Genomic DNA, 15,977 nt, shown 5'->3' on the forward strand with positions numbered 1-15,977 from the left:
AACCCTAAGGCCTCTAAGAGCGCGATATGTACAGACGTTGATCCATCGAAATGAACCAAACCGCCCACATATCTCTTCAGTCATCCAACAATGTCAAAGAGCAACACCTTCAACGCCGACCTCCAGAGGTCAAAAACAGGACCGTAACGCCAATCTCTCAGCGCACCGCCTGCCATACATCAAAGATGCCCCAGTCTCTCCTGAGCGTCTGCAGTCTTTCCTGCCGTCACGATCGTCTTTCCGACCCGCCATCACCGTCTCTCCGATGTGTCCGCCTTGCGGCCAGTGCAGCGTCGCCGCCGCGCCCCGTAGCGCCTCAGCGCCGCCGGTGAAGGGGGTTCTAAGGTTATACCCCAATAGCCGCAAGCGGTTTTTTGAAGTTTTCGTGACTAAAGTGCATTTTTTTCCGATCTTGCCAGTTTGATTGCATATTCACGCCGATCGAACGGCCTTATCGGGGGGCGATCTGCGTCCAGACAGACTGAAATTTGGGAAGTCTGCGTGCCAAACCGCCAGAGTCGCCACGAATCTCCCAAGCAACGCATGCCCGTTCGACCGCAGGAATCAGATGCCCATCCCCTGGGAGATGCAACACCGCCAAAATTCCATACGAACTCTTGGAGCCGACGTCACTTGAAGGCTTCACAGTCGACCGCACCTTCAAACACTGAGGGCGTTGGCACAGACCCTGCCCCGCAGGTTCCTTATTGTACCGCGCTTGGCCCGACCGCGGAACTTTGCGCAAACCACACATGTTGCATCGTGATAATCACAGTGACACTTGCCCCACCTTGTCGACGACCTAGATGACTGCCCGGAAAAGCGGGAAGCCCATGCCTGCCCCCCTGATTATACCGCACCCCGTCATCCGAAATTGTAGCTGCAGCCCGAGACCAGCTCTTTCGTCGTCGTTGGTGAAGAACAGTGCGCCGAGCAGACGTCATAAAGGCGTCATTCCAGATGCCGTCCTGCTGCGGCATTGCGGGTGTGACTGCAAGAGCGCTCGGAGGCCAAGACGCGAACCTTCTTCGCAAGCGCACTTTTCCGTCTTGAAGGACCTCCCAGACCGATCGACACAACAAAGCTGTATTACGCCCATGGCAGTTCTGGGCCTTGTGTCTTCACTACGCTATTCTGTCCGGGATTATGACCTATTGACCTCGCGTGGATTTAGCATGCTCCGCTCCCCTCTCAGACGACAGTATTTCATCGCGGCCTCGATGTTATTTCTGACACAACTGCCCTTGCCCGCCCTTGCAGGCTTTCGCGTCTGCAATCAGACCCTCGACGTGGTCAACATCGCGGTCGGCAATTGGGATCACGACGGATGGGAAACGTCTGGCTGGTGGGTGGCCGGGCCGAACCAATGCGCCGAGGTTATCGAAGCGGATCTCTCTGCCCGCTACGTGTATGTCTATGCGCAGGATGTGTTTCGCAACCCGATGTTTGATGGCGACACTATAATGTGCGTGGATGCTGCAGAGTTCCGCATTCGCGGCAAGGAGGATTGCCTGCAAAGGGGCAAGATCGCCGCACGCTTTCGGGAAGTCGACACGCAAAACGCCAAGGCCTGGACCTTTAATATTGTCACCCTCGCGCAATAAAACCCTCCGGCGCGCCAAAAAGCCAAATCCCCCGGGTGTCAGGCCCTTACGGGAATTGACACTGACCCAACCTGTGGGGATGATCGCCACATTGACCAAAGCTATTTTTTAGGACCACATTTTATGCGGCCGCTCGTTTCTTTTTCACCGGCCAGATCATTCGTTTGCGCCGCCGCGCGACTTGCGATTGTTCTGACGTTGCCACAGATCGCCGTTGCGCAATCCGCGCCGCAGGTCGAACCTGACTTTCAGCCATTCACGCTCGAGCCAATCACATTTGACGTTGATGGCACGGCGCAGGAGGATCTTGTCCTTGTGGCCGCATATGAAGCGCCTGCGGGAGCCCCAGTGTTGGTGAACTTCGGCAGCCGCTCGCAAGAGGCACAGCGCACAGCCGCAGGTCGCCCCGCACCGTCGATCATTCTTGGACGGATTGCGCCGGGGGAAGAAGCCGACTTCGGCGTCGACGCGCTTTTGCAGGACACATTGGATGCATTTATATTTGCGTATAATGACGTCGCCGCCCGCGAAGCCTTGCGCAGCTCTAACCCCGATATGTTCCGCCGCCTGATCGAAGGTGGCCATATCGACCCACCGGAAGGCCAGACCGCCCGCGCTCTACAGACCGAATTGGCGCGCATGAACTGTTATCGCTCGTCGATTGATGGTCTTTGGGGCGGTGGATCTCGCCGGTCGGTGACCAGCTATTTTGACACGCTTGGCAATGGCAGCAGCTGGTCGGACCCGGCGCCCAGCAATGCACTGTTCCGTAGCATTCTGATCAATGGGGATGTCACCTGCCGCGTGGCCGCCGCCCCCGCTCCGCGCAGCACAACACGCACACAGTCAAGGACGGGCGCAAGCAGCAGTAGTTCGAGCCGCAGCACATCATCCAACACGCAACCAACACAACAAGCGCCCGCCAATAACGCAGCTGAAGTGCCCCGCGCCGGTGTGTTCCGCTAAACCGCGCCAAATGGACCCGTCTTCACACCACAGCGTCGAGATTGAAGTCGATCCGCGGTTTCGCGGCTCGGGTCGCAAAGTGCGGCGTCGTCGCCTAACCCGTTTGGCATTGCGCATAACATTGGTCACAGGCGTCATTGCGGGCGCAGGAACGGCGGCTTGGATGTTGTGGCAAACGGGCGGCGATCATAGTGAGAACATTTCCTACGACGGCACTTTGATCCAGACAGACAATGCCGACCGCAATCCGCCCCAGATCCCCGACAGTGCGGTGTTTCTAAACATCCGTCGCGATCCAATGGTCATCAATTTGGACCAGGAAAGCGGCCAGGGTCGCCGTCGTATCGTGCCGGAGCGAAGCCTGGATGCCGGCCGCGCACCGGCAGGTCGGCCATTGATCCTGATTGATGGCCCCTTGTTCAGCGCCGATCAAACCCTGCAATTGACCCTGCCCTCGACCAGTTCAGATCTGGCCGCCTTTCAAAAACGACGCGCCTCTGGCTTGTCAGGCCAAGTCGACCAGACCACGGCGGCAGCGACGGTTGAGAACTCGATTACCGAAGCCCTCGCCCCGCCTGCTTCGCGGCGTCAACCACTCTATAAGGACGATCTGTTCCACATCGAACGTCCCCGTCCTCTGGCCGAACTCTTGCAAAGCGCTGGGGTTGACCAGACTGAAATCCAGCGCTTGAGCCGGGCTTTTGCCCGAGAAACCGCGAATTTGGCGATGGGCTCTGACCGTCTGAACGCATTACAACCCGGAGATCTTGTGGCGCTGCGTATAGCGCCCGCCCGCCCCGGCGCGGCCGTTCTACAGGTTTCATTTTACGATTCGGAGCAATATCTCTTTTCTCTGTCGCAACCAGCGCCCGGTCGGTTTATCGCTTCGGATGACCCTTGGTATTCCGCCAACCTTTTGGACCAGGCCGCACGTGTGCTGCGCGCGCGCGGGGGCGACAGCGAAATCCGCCTCAAAGACGCGCTTTACACAGCGTTGCTGCGCAATGGGCTCAGCTCTGACGCAGTGGGGGAGACCATGATGATGTTGAGCCGGGCCACGGATCTGGATCGCGTTGCGTCAGAACATGACAGCCTGCGCCTGTTGATGAGTGCGGATGAGTCGCTTCTTCCCTCTGCCCGATTGCTTTTTATCAGCCTTGATCAGGCCAATCAGCGTTTCCGCTGCTACGTGATCCCAGAAGATCGCCCACGTTCCGATAGGCAGGCAGGGGCCGATACGCAGGCTGGGGCGTTTCGGTGTTTTGATCCGGATGCCATTGCAAGCGGCGGCGGCGGGGGGCATGGGTCTGGGTTTCATATTCCGGTGCAAGGCATCAAAAGCAGGGGCTTTGGCGCCCGGGTCGAATCCGGTCGAAAAACCAAAAGGCAACACAACGGCATTAACTGGGCGGCGCCGATTGGCACCCCAGTCAGAGCGACCGCAGCTGGTACAGTGGCGAAACTGGAGCAATCGGACACATACGGCAATGTGATCTCCCTCAGCCACGACGGCGGCGTCGAAAGCCGTTACGCTCACCTCGACCAATTTTCAGAAGGCCTGAACGAGGGAGATACCGTCAAAGCCGGGCAGCTCATTGGCCGCGTCGGCGCCACTGGGCAGTCGAATGGCCCCCAATTGTATTTTGAGATCCGTCTCGCCGGTGTGCCCGTTGATCCGCTTAGCTTTATCAACGGTACAGGTTCCGGTGCCGTCGAGGCGCTGGTCAATCGCATTATTCAGGTCGAAAGCGCGGGCAACGCGCGGGCTAAAAACAGCCGATCTTCCGCCACTGGTTTGGGGCAGTTCATCTCTTCGACCTGGATCCGGATGATGAAAACATATCGTCCGGACCTGGCGGAAACGCTTAGCCGTGAAGACCTGCTAGAGCTGCGCTTTGACCCCGATCTGTCCCGCGCGATGGTCACCAATCTTGCGCGCGAAAACGAGGCGGTGCTGCGGTCTGCCGGTCTGGGGATTTCCCCAGGCAGGCTCTATCTGGCGCATTTTCTTGGTGCCCATGGCGCGGTCAAGGCGCTTCGGGCGGATCCGGAGGCAACGGTCTTGGACACGATGGGCGCGGATGTTGTGCGCGCAAACCCGTTCCTCACCGGCTGGACCAATGCGCAGATGGCGGCCTGGGCCGATCGCAAACTGTCGCGGGTCAGCAAATCGGCGACCGCGCCTGTACCGCCGCCCGTGCCCAGTCATGTAAAAGGCTACCGGGACCGGATGGACCAGTTTTTGGATGCACTTTGACAGGCTCCACCCAACAGAAGAGCGGGCTTAGGGCATGATATGCACAAACCCCACATCGACCGCCGCACCGGGGGCCTTTTCCAGTTCGCGACTGATCAGGTGGAATATTGCGCTGGCGTCTGTCCCATCCTGCATGGCCCCGGTGCGCACGAGGGATTTGTGCGACGAGATCGCAACCAGCATATATTTACCCGGCGCGCCCGAACGGATCCGGAAACTGAACTGGCGTTCCTGTCCGATTGGATCTTGAAGCCGGGAAGTCAAATTATAGACCTGCCCTTTGGGGGTTATAATCGCCAACCAATCCGCACGCCCAACCGAACCCCACAGCTTGCCAGAAATTTCATCTCGCCGGGTCATCACATTGGTCGAAAGCGTCAGCTCCGTTTTCGCCCCGGCAGTTCCCTGAAACCGACGGGCAAGCGCCAGCACATCACATTGACCGGCCTCCACCACACGAGAGATCAGCGCTGGGGCACCGCCATAGTTTGCGGCCCATGCGCCCTCCAAACCACCAAGAGACATATCTGCTGTGTGGAAACCTTCGATCATCCCGGCATTGGGCCCGTAAAGGCGATTTGTTGCAAAAGCACAGCCCGCAGGAACGGCCTCCGCGAGAAAGGTTTCGCGACCGGGAATGCGCTGCAAGTCTTGCGCGCTTTCGGCAACCACGCTGGTGCCCCCTTTGGGCTGGATCAGCCCATACCAAACACCCCCGCCGGTCAGCGCAGAAAGAACCAACAACAGGGGGATTGCCTTACCCCAACCCTTTTTAGCGGGCCGAGCTGCAGCCCCGTTGTCGCCAGAGGATGCGGGTGTTGCCTGCATTCCAGACGAAGTCACAATCCCCATGTTCGGCGCCGCCTGCAGCCCCTCGACCTGACGGTGGATGGTCGATGACTGCGTCACACCATAAGTCAGCCCGGCGCCAGACGGCATGCTCGTTCCGCCAAGCGTGGTCGCCGAAGGGCTGCGCCCGCCTTCAATATCCTGCAACACCTGTTTGACCTGCGCCATTGTGGCCAATCGCATCGCAGGATCAGGCTGCAACATCTGATACATCAAACCCTGCAGTTCAACCGGGGCCGCGCTCAGGTCCGGCATCCCCTCGCGCAGCTTCACCGCCTCGACAATCGAGCTGCCCATCGGCGCAGGTCCGCCGGTCGCAGCCGCATACATAAGCAGGCCCATAGAATAGATATCAGAGCGCCCATCCGCTTCGCCCCCAAACGCGCCCAGCTGTTCAGGGGAAACATATTTAAGCTTGCCTGCAAATTCATTGCCCAGCGTCACATCCTTGATCGCAGAGGACCGCGAAATGCCAAAATCGATCAACACGGCTTTTTCGATCTTATCGTCTGGCAACATCACATTGTCGGGCGACAGATCGCGGTGCACCACGCCGACTTCATGCGCCGCGGCCAGACCATCGGCCAAGCGGGCAAACAGGCGGCAGATCTCTCCGAGGCTCAGTGCGCCTTTGGTTTTGATCCTGTCAGACAGTTTAGTGCCTTCGATGAACCCCATAATCAATGCGTGCAAGTTCAGTCGGGCGTCAGGCGGCAGGTAAGCAAAGTAGCGAACAATCGCGTCATGGTGCAACAAACGCAACGTGCGCGCTTCGCGTCGGAACATGTCAGCGGCTTTTGTGTCCTCGGAGAATTCAGGTAGAATAACCTTGATCGCCACAGGTTCGCCGGTGCCGATTTCTTCGCCACGAAACACCCGTCCCATGCCACCCTGATCCAAAGGCTGCAGCACCCGGTACATATTGTTGATCACATAGCCGGTTTCCAGTTTCTGCAGCGGCTCTGACGATAGCGCCGCCTGCACCGGTACAGCCGTGTTCGGCGTTGCATCCGAAGGCACAGGGGGGGCGGCCTGAACAGGGGTTCCAGCCGGGACGTGTCCGCTCGGTTCTGCCATTGGCATGGGAGCCATAATGGTTCGGTCTTCTGCAACTTCATCCGGCGGAGAATCCGTCGCAACCCCAGACAGGCGCGCTGCCGCAGGGGCCTGCGAGACAGCGGGTTGTGCCAACTGGCCAGGCGTAAAGGCAACGGCAGGCGCGTCAGGGTTGCTGCCGGCAAAATGTCCGACCGGCGTTCCGGCCAGAGCAGCCGATGGATCCGCATTGGGCAAGGGCGCAATCACCGTGCGCTCGTCAAGCTGCTCGTCATCTGCAATCGGTGCGGCGCTATGATCAGACGGCATCGGCGCAAGAATTGTGCGCTCGCCCTCTTCGTCAGGACCAGACGGGGGAGATGCGGTTTTCTCGCTCATAGCAGCCCCTCAAATTCCGGGAACTGACCGTCAACATCTACCTCGCGCAGGCCAAAATCCCGGGCCTGCACCAGAACAACGGACACATTATCCTTGCCGCCACGCTCTACTGCCTGCGCGACAAGATATTTGCATTTTTGTTCCAGCCCCCAATCGGGCAGTTTGAGGACATGGGCCAGCTCGTCGTCGTCGAAATATTCCAGTAGCCCGTCCGAACACAGTAGGAATAGATCCCGATCCTGCAGCTGCCCCTCGACCATCTCGACCTCGAGCGTGGGGGTCACACCAATTGCACGTGTGATGACGTTTTTGCGGGGCCAATTGGCGGCTTCGTCTTCCGAAATGCGCCCGGCATCCAAAAGGGATTGAACTTCTGTATGATCGCGGCTCACCTGACACAGCCCGCCTGCGCGCAGCAGATATAGGCGACTGTCACCGGACCAATAGCACAGGAACCGATCTTCGATCGCAACCAATGCCACAAGCGTTGATCCAATTGCACCACGGCCCAGCTCTGCGGCATGCATCTGCACCCGGTGGTTGGCCTGTGTCAATCGGTCCGCCATTCGGTGGCGCAGATCCTCATAAGACGCAGGCACTCCGATGGTATCAAGGCTTGCAACCAGCGTCTGGCTGGCAAAGTCCCCAGCCGCATGCCCGCCCATACCATCGGCCACCACCCAAAGGCGGCTGCCAGGCGCCAAAAGCAGGCTGTCTTCATTGATCTTGCGGACCTGGCCCACATCACTGTCGCCGACGCTCTCAAAGGTAAAAACCCGGCCCCATCCTACGGTGTCGGTCAAGCTGTCTCTCCTTCCGTAGCCCGTGCGGTCAACAGCCACTCAAGGGCCTCAGCATCTGGCAATCCGTTGCAGGCCAACCAGCCGGCCTCGCGCCCATCGATGTGCTCCTGCCACCAATGGCTGCGTGTAAATTGGGCCTGCGCAGCATCATGTCGGCGCGCATCCGCAAACAAACGCCCCAGATCACCATCACCACGCTGCCCCCAAAGGGTTCCATCGCTGCCCGCATCCCAAACGCTGCCTTCTAAGGCTGGCGGCTCGAATCCTTCGAGAAGTGTTGCGGCGCCCTGAAGCCCCTCCTCTGGCAGGCGGAAACCCGCAATATGGGCCCAAAGCGCGCCATAGGGCGCCGGGCTGAACGTGTCATCCACCGGCGGCGGCGTAACCACACCCGCCAGCCCAAAGACCAGAGGGAACCTCCGCCCCACGCGGTCTGCGGAGGTCATAAAAACCCCACACAAAGGCACGCCCAGAAGGCTTGGCCCGATCCAGAAACACAAAGGCGGCGCTGCCGCCCAAGCGGCTTCCCAACGCTCGCCCAAACGGCTGCGCAATTCGGGCAGAACGGCTTCCAGCCACGCATCCAACGGTGCCAGATGTTGGTGGTCCAACCCATGGGCCAAAAAATCACCAAACGCGCGATGCTTACCGTAGAGAACGGCGCTGACAACCGGAGGGGAATTGGCCTCGGTCAACGGTCTACTCCAGGCTCTGTGGGCATTGGAACTCCCGCAATTCTTTCATCAGGAACGGCACAGTAATGCTGTCAAACTCCAACCGGTAGCGGCCAGAACGACCGCCCACTGAATGGGAAATATCAACCAATGTGCCATTGGCGCGTCCCCGGCCTTTTTCAATGAATTCAGACAGCGACCAGCGACCGCCCCCAAAGCGCAGAGAGTTGGACACCCGTTTCTTCTGCGGCAGCAGAGTCAGCACGATGTCCGCTGTCTCTTCCGGCCAGTTCACACTAACGGCCGTGGAATTTGGCAGAATTTTTACACGCCGTTCCCCAAAGGCCAAAAGGGTGGATTCCACCGCATCGCTGCTGGTGGTCTGGCGAATGGTAAAGCGCACCGACGGGCGGTTGCTGTCGGCTGGGAAAAACGCCTGACGAATGCGTTCTGCGCGGGCAAACTGGCTGAGCGTCGCCTCAGACAGGCGTCCGCCAAGCGTGCTGCCTTCGCGCGGCACCAAACCGCCAAGACCGTCGCGCTGGGTGTAGTCGCGAAGATACTCCTGATAGAACTGCTCCATCCGGCCGCCATAGCCAAAGAAATCGCCAAACACCGCAGTCGAGATATGCCGCCCGCCCCGGTCAAACGGGAAAGCGGTTTCAATGTTTTGACGGCAGTAAGCGGTAATGTCCTCGGTCATTGCCCGTTCGATCTGCGCGAGGGTGGTGTTGGCGGAAACCGTCAAGAATTCGCGTTCGATCTGATTGACAAAGCCAATCACGGTGGGCGGGTAGAACGGCACATTCTGTGTCAATCGGCTGAGTGCATCCTGCAAGCCGCGTTCATCCAGAGCTGGGTTCGGGCTGCGCGCAGCCCCCTGCCTGTTTGTCGCCAGATCCCGCAGTCCTGCCAGCATCACATCCACCGGACGCGACCGCGCGGCTGCATCACCAGCCACAAACTTATGCCATTTCTCAAAGTTGCGCTCCACGTCTTCCAACTGGCGCCGCTGCAGCGATCCGGCATTTCCAGCCACCCCGGCCCGACCTTGGAACTTGGCACGATCCTTCAGCAGATTGAGCGCGATACGTTGGAACGCCCCCGAGCGCCGTTCCACTTCACTGAAACCTGCTTCACCCAGCTGACCCGATACATTGCCACTGGCCAACGCGTCTGGTGAAATCTCCATACCCTCTATGGTATCCAAAAACCGCGACAGACGGGTTTCGCGGTCAACCGCTTCAGCCAGCTTCAAAATCGGCGAGGCAAAATCCACTGACGCCACCGACAATGCCGGAAAATCAGGCGCGCCGCCTGACATGGCCGTCAGCTCGATCCGGTCCAAAAGCGCCTGCCACTGGCGGGTGAAATCCGCTTGATACAGTGCATGAATATCCCGGTTCAGCCCAGCCAGCTGACCTGAGTAATCGACCTCTTCCCCAGCCTTGCCCAGAACCCAGCGTTCGTCCTCAAGCCGTTCTGCTGCGGTCTCCATTGCGGTTCTGAACGTGCCCCAATACCCCGAAAAAGAGTAAAGTCCCGGCAGCGTCAGCGTCTCAAGATCACGCCCATCAGTTGTGCGGAACACCCGATCAGCCTGCACCCCTGTCAGCGCGTCACCCAAATTGTAAGGCGCCATTGCCGCCGCATCAGACTGAATAGAACTATAGGCCTGCTGCGCCAGCGGCAGGGTGGCAATGATCAGCTGCGCAGACTCGACGATCGAATTATTGGGTTTCAGACGCGGTTCAACCCGGTCGTCCAGTTCGAGCATCGCAGCGAGGTGATCGTTCATCTCGTTGTACTCGTCTTCGAGCCCAACTTCCGAAAAATAGGGCAACCATGCTTCGGCGAAATACGCCTGCACGGCGGGATCATCCGCCTTGCCCGGTTGCTGCTTGGCCAGCAGGATATAGACCTTCAGGGCCCGGTAAGCCTGTTCGGTTTTCTGACTGGCGACATAATCCTGCAGTTCATTTTCCAATTGCAGCATCATCCGCGGTCTCAGATGCCGCTCCAATGCGTCGGAATAGCTTTCCAGCGCCGCCCGCCGGATGCTGGCGCGACGCGATAGACCCATGTGTTCGACAAAGCCCTGTTCACGCGGGTTACCCCACCCGCCCGGCATGTCACGCAATGTGGCCAAAGCCTCCATGACCGGCAGTGGGCTTGGATCATCCAGAATGGTCTGACGCAACGCAGGGTCGCTCTGCACTTCGAGCGCATAAATCTCGGCAACCTGACCTGCCTCTCGCACCAAGGTCGCATTTTTCCAAAAGCTGTACCCCAGCACCCCAATTGAGGTCACGGTCAGCGCCACAATCGCCGTCGTGGTCACACTGCGTAAAATGGCGCGACGGCGCATGGCGTTCAGATCATAGCCAACCCAGTCGCGCTCTTCGAAAATGACCTTCTGCAAGAGGTCCTGCAGGAAATAGCTGCGGCCCTTGCCAGACATAAAGCCAGTGTCAACGCCACTGCCCCGCACAGCCCCCAACACCTGATCGATAGGCGTGCCTTCCTGCGTGCCCGAGGTGAAATAGAAGCCCCGCAAAATAGCGTGGATGTCCTGAGGGCGCTGAAAGACCCGGCGCAAGAAATCGCTGACATTGCGCTGCATCAACGCCATTTGACCCGGAAAGCCAAAGATGGAAATGCGCGCCACGCTGTCAGGTTCTTCGTTCAAACGGTCCGTAACCTCATTCGACAACCGCGAAATCAGCGCGTCAAATTCTGCAGGCACCGCCTTATAGGTTTCTTCTTTTCGATCCTTGGTCTGGAAGGTCACGCCCCAGACACCTCGACGACGGTCTTCGCCAAAGGGGCCGTAGAACTCTCGGAAGCCCGCAACCATATCGGCCTTGGTGAACATCACATAGACGGGCACATCAATACGCAGCTTTTCGTGGATCTCTTCCAGACGCTTGCGGATCGTCAATGCATGGCTGTCCAGTGCCTCATCGGTGGCGGTCAGCATGTCATCGCAAGAAAACGCCAGAATCACGCCGTTGACGGGTTGATTGGGTCGCGCTGCCTTGAGCTGCTCCAGAAACGCCTGCCAGCTCATCCCATCGGCGCGCTCGTCGCTGTCCTGCGTGGTATAGCGCCCGGCGGTGTCGATCATCACCGCATCTTCGGTAAACCAGAAGTCACAGTTCTTTGTGCCGCCAAATCCGGCCACGGCCGCTTTATCGGTGCCGGGAAACTCCAGCCCGGAATGCACCAGCGCGGTGGTCTTACCAGCGCCAGGCGGGCCAATGATAATGTACCACGGCAGATCATAAAGATAGGTCGCACCACCGTTCTTCTTGAGCTTGCCCAAGGCATCCCGCATCCGGTCCGCCAGCACAGCCCCATCGCCAACAGGGGTTTCAATCAAGGTTTCCTCAAGCGCCTTGGCCGCCAAACGGCGTTTGCGATACCGCACCCCCGCCGTCACCGCAACTGCGCCCAGGATCACAGCAATCACACCGCCACGGACCCAAGGGGATATCAGCCAGGACAGGCCAGTCCACAAGAAACCGAACCAAACTGCCAGACAGATGCAAAGCACCCCCAGCGCAATCAACGGCAGCCGCATCCACGGCTTCTGCCACAGCTGCGACAGGCTCAGACCGAAAAGCCTCATAGTCGTTCTTCCCGTTCAATCAGGATTTCCACCCGGCGGTTCCGCGCCCGCGCTTCAGGTGTGTTGGCAGTGTCCAGCGGGTCATTGGGACCGACGCCGACTGCGCTCAGACGGCCGGGGTCCGTCATTGACCCCGCCAGCAACCCCAAGACGGTTTCCGCCCGAGCTTGCGACAGTTCTTCGTTGGAGCGATAGCGCCCGCGCCCACTGAGCGGGATATTGTCGCTGTGCCCTTCCACAACCACCTCACCCGGCTCTTCCTCAAGCACAAGACCCAGTCGCGACGCCAGTTCGCTGAAATCCGAGCTGAGATCCGCAGAGCCCGATTTGAACCGCAACTGCGATCCAACGCGGATCGCGATATAGTCGCCTTTGGTTTCGACATTGACCAAAGCCTCGGTAATCTCGCGGTCCAGTAGCCGTCGAATCCGGTCCAGCTGCGGCGGAGCCACGGCCTCATAGGGCTCCGCAGCCACGTAGTTCGCAGCAGTCTCTAGCGCGATCTCCTCGGTTGGATCGGTTAGCGCCAAAATGGCGTCCTGACTGACTTGCGTATCAGACGACAAAATCCCGGACAAAGTGGCAAACAGGGCCACCACCATAGCTGCTGCGACCCCACCAAAGATCCACATTGGAATAAGCGCGGTGTTGCGACGTCCACCAAGCAGTACCGGCGTCCAGTGCACGGACAAATCATGGCCCGGACGGGCTTCGACCGCGCGGAAACGCTGGTAGATCTCATTGCGCATCCGCGTCAGTGCAACCACGCCATTGGGATCCGTACGATATTTGCCTTCAAACCCCAGCGCGAGACAGGTCAGCATCAGTTCCAGAACGTCTTTGCGCTGGTGCGACAGGCCCATAACCTGCTCGAGACGGGCGAAGAACCCAATCCCCGCAGAGCGATCGTTCAACAGCTCAGCTGCCATGGAATACTGCTGCCAATATCCCGGATCACTGCCCGGAATAGTCTGCACAATATCGTCAGCCGTTGCCGCCAGTGCATAGCGAGCTACGTCAATATCTTCGGGTGCTACGCCATGGTCCTGCGCCTTCCGCACAAATTCATGGATTTCTCGAACCACGTGGTCCCGCAAAGGCACAGCATGCATTTCAACAATGCCTGTGCGCAGGCGACCAAGCAGAACCAATAGATCCGTTGCCGCTGCAAGGATGGGATTAGAGGTGTGGCCGATGTTCAGACCCGATCCGCGCAAGGCGTCGGCAAAGGGAATTTTCACCTCGGGTGCGGGTTGCTGCACAGCCGCCTGTTGCGCGGCATGTGCGTCCGGGAACTGCGGGTTTTGCGGCGCGTTATAAGGCGACCATCCCGCCGCCTGCCCCTGGCCCCAGCTAGGAGGCACAGAAGGAGGCGGAGGCGCATAACCGGGTTGCGGCTGTGTCGGCGGATAGGGAGGCACCGGCTGTCCGGCGTAGCCGGGTGCCGGCGGTGCGGCGGCGGGTTGGGTCGGGCGCTGCGGCGGCAGATTGCCACCAAACCACGTATCCTCTTGGTCCCCAGTCGCCCGTGGCGCTTGGGGTGCTTGGGGCGGCGGCGCAGAATAAGGCGGCACCGGCGGATGGGGGTGCCCATAGGGTGACATTTGCGGTGTCGGCTGGACAACCGGTTGCGCCGTTGGCGGAACGTCCGATGGCGTTGAGGGCGGAGCGACCGGCGGCGTCATGGGCGGGGGCGGTGCAAAGCCCCCCGGTTGCGGCGGGTAGCCTGACTGCCCATAAGGCGCCACGGGCGGCGGGGCCTGAGTGGCGGCCGGTGTCGATTGCGGCTTCCCCCCGGTGCTTCCGGGGATTGGCATGCCAAAGATTGTGCGCTCCCCTCCAGCCCCCTGAGGCGGCTGCGCAGACTGATCCGACTGACCCGCCTGTGGTGGTTGCGGCAGCCTCTGACCGAACACTGTGCGGTCGTCGTCATCCGATGTCATGGATCAATCCTCCGGAATCGCCCAGAGCTCCAAGGCAAGACCCGGCCAGGCACCGGCAAGCTGTAGACCAATGGCAGACAGAGTTGAGAATTCGCGCCACAAGGGGCTCGATTTGTCGATCAGGAAATAGACGTGCCCGGTTACATGCCGGATCTGTGCGGGCGGCGTCGGCGTATGCACAATCGGCAAGCCAGGCATATTGTTGACAATAATCTCGCGCATGCGCGAGGCCGGGCCAACTTTGCACAGCTGCGGGAACTGATGCTGTATCTCGGTCAGAGGCAGATCCGCTTTGACTTCGATCACGAAAGACGCCCGCGAGAACAGGGTCGCATCTTCGACAATCGCGGCAAAACGGTTGTCCTTGCGATCCTCTAGCGGCAGGCGGACCGCACGGCTGACATCGCGCGACAGGAAACGCCGAATATCATCGACCACCGGCAGAAAGGTTTCCTTGGGTCGGTCATGGCGATAGCGGCCATAGTCACGCACCCGGCGTTCTCTGTCTTCAAAGCTCACCAATTCCCCGGCCAAAGCAATCAACGCGGTATAGAGCCGCTCTGGATGCACCACCGGCAATGTCTGCAGATGCCGCAGCAAAGGCAAATTCCGGTTCAGAACCATCAGCATCAGATAGTCCTTGCCCTGCATACCGCCGCCCGTGGACGGATCGGCGGCATATCTTTCCAGCACTTCGACCCGCGCTTCAACTGCGCCAATCACCGCCTTCAGATACCCCTCGTAGGCCCGGTGACACGACAGGTTCAGGCCGGTTGGTGGCATGGTCTGATCCAATGTCACCACGGTGCCATCCCGCACCTCAGCGACCTGTCCTAGCTCGAGGCTTTGATAGCCTTCAGGCGCGGTATCGCGCAGCATCAGCTGCAGCCGCGGAACCGCGATTTCCAAGCTTTCTTCACTGCGGCTGGCGCGCGCATTGTCGACCACTTCACGTTCTTCACTGACGAAATACCGCGTCGCCTGATCGCTTTCATCGCCAATGTCCTGACCATTTTGCGAGGCATTCGGCAAAACCAGCCAGATTGTCTTCCCCATGCTGCCGTCCGGCACATCAATTTCGCTGGGCAAACGGCTCAGATCGGGTGCAGAAAACAGCGTGCCATCCTTGAACACTCCAGAAATCTTCTGCAGCTCAAGACGGCCCTGACGCAGCTGGCCAGTGTCAAATTCAACCTCAGCGATTCCCCACGGAAACGGCTGATCACCCGTCTGCGACAAGGCAAAAGCAAGAGTCTTTTCAAAATAGCGGTCAGCTTGCTGGAAATGCTGGGGTTTGAGAAAAAGCCCCTCTTTCCACACGACCTTGCTAAAGCGCGACATATAAAAAAATTCTCCAAGAAAAATCATTGAAGCGTAATAATGCAGGCCATTCTTGCACCGTGAAATTCCGAGGGTCAAGTACGTCCCGGTATGGAAACCGCATCGGGTTAAAAAGCGCGGGCCTTCGCAGATAACAGGTGTTTTACAACGGCTTTTACAACCACTTGAAAGACAGCTGGTCCCAGCAGAAGGCAATCCAAGAGGGGCGGCCAACAGCCACCCCCTTGCCCATCCGCGGGGCGTGCCGGATCTGAACCGCCCCGGTTTTACCGGAGACTGTTGAGTCCGTATTTCAAGCTGCGACTTTGTCCGATTTCAAGGCTTGTTCGTATTTCTCCTCTGCTTCGATTGGCGTGATGTAACCGAGCGGCTCAAGCAGACGCTCTTTGTTGAACCAGCCCGCCCATTGCAGGGTTTCCCACTCGACATAGTCTTTGGATTTCCACGGGCCCAGCCGGTTGATGACCTCAGTTTT

9 protein-coding genes and 1 pseudogene are annotated in these 15,977 nt (G+C 59.2%); 3 read left to right on the plus strand and 7 right to left on the minus strand.

What is annotated here, in order from left to right; translation table 11 throughout:
- Nucleotides 1–1,175 precede the first annotated feature (1,175 nt).
- From TRM7557_RS01020 to TRM7557_RS01030, 3 genes are all read left to right on the plus strand, one after another.
- Nucleotides 1,176–1,604 carry a DUF1036 domain-containing protein gene (locus tag TRM7557_RS01020; RefSeq protein WP_207382606.1) on the plus strand — a complete coding sequence of 143 codons (429 nt, stop codon included), beginning with the start codon at nucleotides 1,176–1,178 and terminating at the stop codon, nucleotides 1,602–1,604.
- Between the two features lie 123 nt (nucleotides 1,605–1,727).
- Complete coding sequence (locus tag TRM7557_RS19920; protein WP_058288369.1) at nucleotides 1,728–2,570, plus strand: hypothetical protein; 843 nt, start codon at nucleotides 1,728–1,730, stop codon at nucleotides 2,568–2,570.
- 10 nt (nucleotides 2,571–2,580) lie between these two features.
- Entirely contained in the window at nucleotides 2,581–4,827 is a 2,247-nt protein-coding gene (locus TRM7557_RS01030; protein WP_165592391.1) for a peptidoglycan DD-metalloendopeptidase family protein, read from the plus strand.
- Between the two features lie 27 nt (nucleotides 4,828–4,854).
- On the opposite strand, the gene TRM7557_RS01035 is transcribed toward TRM7557_RS01030, so the two are convergent.
- The 7 genes and pseudogenes from TRM7557_RS01035 to TRM7557_RS19925 all read right to left on the minus strand — a co-directional run.
- Complete coding sequence (locus tag TRM7557_RS01035) at nucleotides 4,855–7,110, minus strand: serine/threonine-protein kinase (protein WP_058288371.1); 2,256 nt, start codon at nucleotides 7,108–7,110, stop codon at nucleotides 4,855–4,857.
- Nucleotides 7,107–7,913, minus strand: coding sequence for a PP2C family protein-serine/threonine phosphatase (locus TRM7557_RS01040; protein ID WP_058288372.1), 807 nt, complete (start codon nucleotides 7,911–7,913; stop codon nucleotides 7,107–7,109). The genes TRM7557_RS01035 and TRM7557_RS01040 overlap by 4 nt, the downstream gene beginning before the upstream one ends.
- The gene (gene tagF / locus TRM7557_RS01045) at nucleotides 7,910–8,608 is read right to left on the minus strand and encodes a type VI secretion system-associated protein TagF (RefSeq protein ID WP_058288373.1); all 699 of its coding nucleotides are present in this window, start codon (nucleotides 8,606–8,608) and stop codon (nucleotides 7,910–7,912) included. The genes TRM7557_RS01040 and tagF overlap by 4 nt, the downstream gene beginning before the upstream one ends.
- A 4-nt stretch (nucleotides 8,609–8,612) precedes the next feature.
- Nucleotides 8,613–12,218, minus strand: a complete 3,606-nt coding sequence (gene tssM / locus TRM7557_RS01050; protein WP_058288374.1) for a type VI secretion system membrane subunit TssM — start codon at nucleotides 12,216–12,218, stop codon at nucleotides 8,613–8,615.
- Entirely contained in the window at nucleotides 12,215–13,582 is a 1,368-nt protein-coding gene (gene icmH, locus TRM7557_RS01055; RefSeq protein ID WP_165592392.1) for a type IVB secretion system protein IcmH/DotU, read from the minus strand. Before icmH ends, tssM begins: the two co-directional genes overlap by 4 nt.
- A 582-nt stretch (nucleotides 13,583–14,164) precedes the next feature.
- Nucleotides 14,165–15,502 (minus strand): type VI secretion system baseplate subunit TssK, encoded by a 1,338-nt coding sequence (gene tssK / locus TRM7557_RS01060; protein WP_058288376.1) that lies wholly within the window; start codon nucleotides 15,500–15,502, stop codon nucleotides 14,165–14,167.
- Nucleotides 15,503–15,794: 292 nt separating this feature from the next.
- A pseudogene (locus TRM7557_RS19925) lies at nucleotides 15,795–15,977 on the minus strand (IS3 family transposase); the annotation flags it as partial.

The organism is Tritonibacter multivorans, from assembly GCF_001458415.1.
GTDB classification, from domain to species: Bacteria; Pseudomonadota; Alphaproteobacteria; order Rhodobacterales; family Rhodobacteraceae; genus Epibacterium; species Epibacterium multivorans.

Excerpts from the sequence above, each read along its gene's own strand:
- TRM7557_RS19920 (WP_058288369.1), top strand. The coding sequence starts at position 1,728 with ATGCGGCCGCTCGTTTCTTTTTCACCGGCCAGATCATTCGTTTGCGCC.
- TRM7557_RS01030 (WP_165592391.1), top strand. The coding sequence starts at position 2,581 with ATGGACCCGTCTTCACACCACAGCGTCGAGATTGAAGTCGATCCGCGG.
- TRM7557_RS01020 (WP_207382606.1), top strand. The coding sequence starts at position 1,176 with ATGCTCCGCTCCCCTCTCAGACGACAGTATTTCATCGCGGCCTCGATG.
- tssK (WP_058288376.1), bottom strand. The coding sequence starts at position 15,502 with ATGTCGCGCTTTAGCAAGGTCGTGTGGAAAGAGGGGCTTTTTCTCAAA.
- TRM7557_RS01035 (WP_058288371.1), bottom strand. The coding sequence starts at position 7,110 with ATGAGCGAGAAAACCGCATCTCCCCCGTCTGGTCCTGACGAAGAGGGC.
- tssM (WP_058288374.1), bottom strand. The coding sequence starts at position 12,218 with ATGAGGCTTTTCGGTCTGAGCCTGTCGCAGCTGTGGCAGAAGCCGTGG.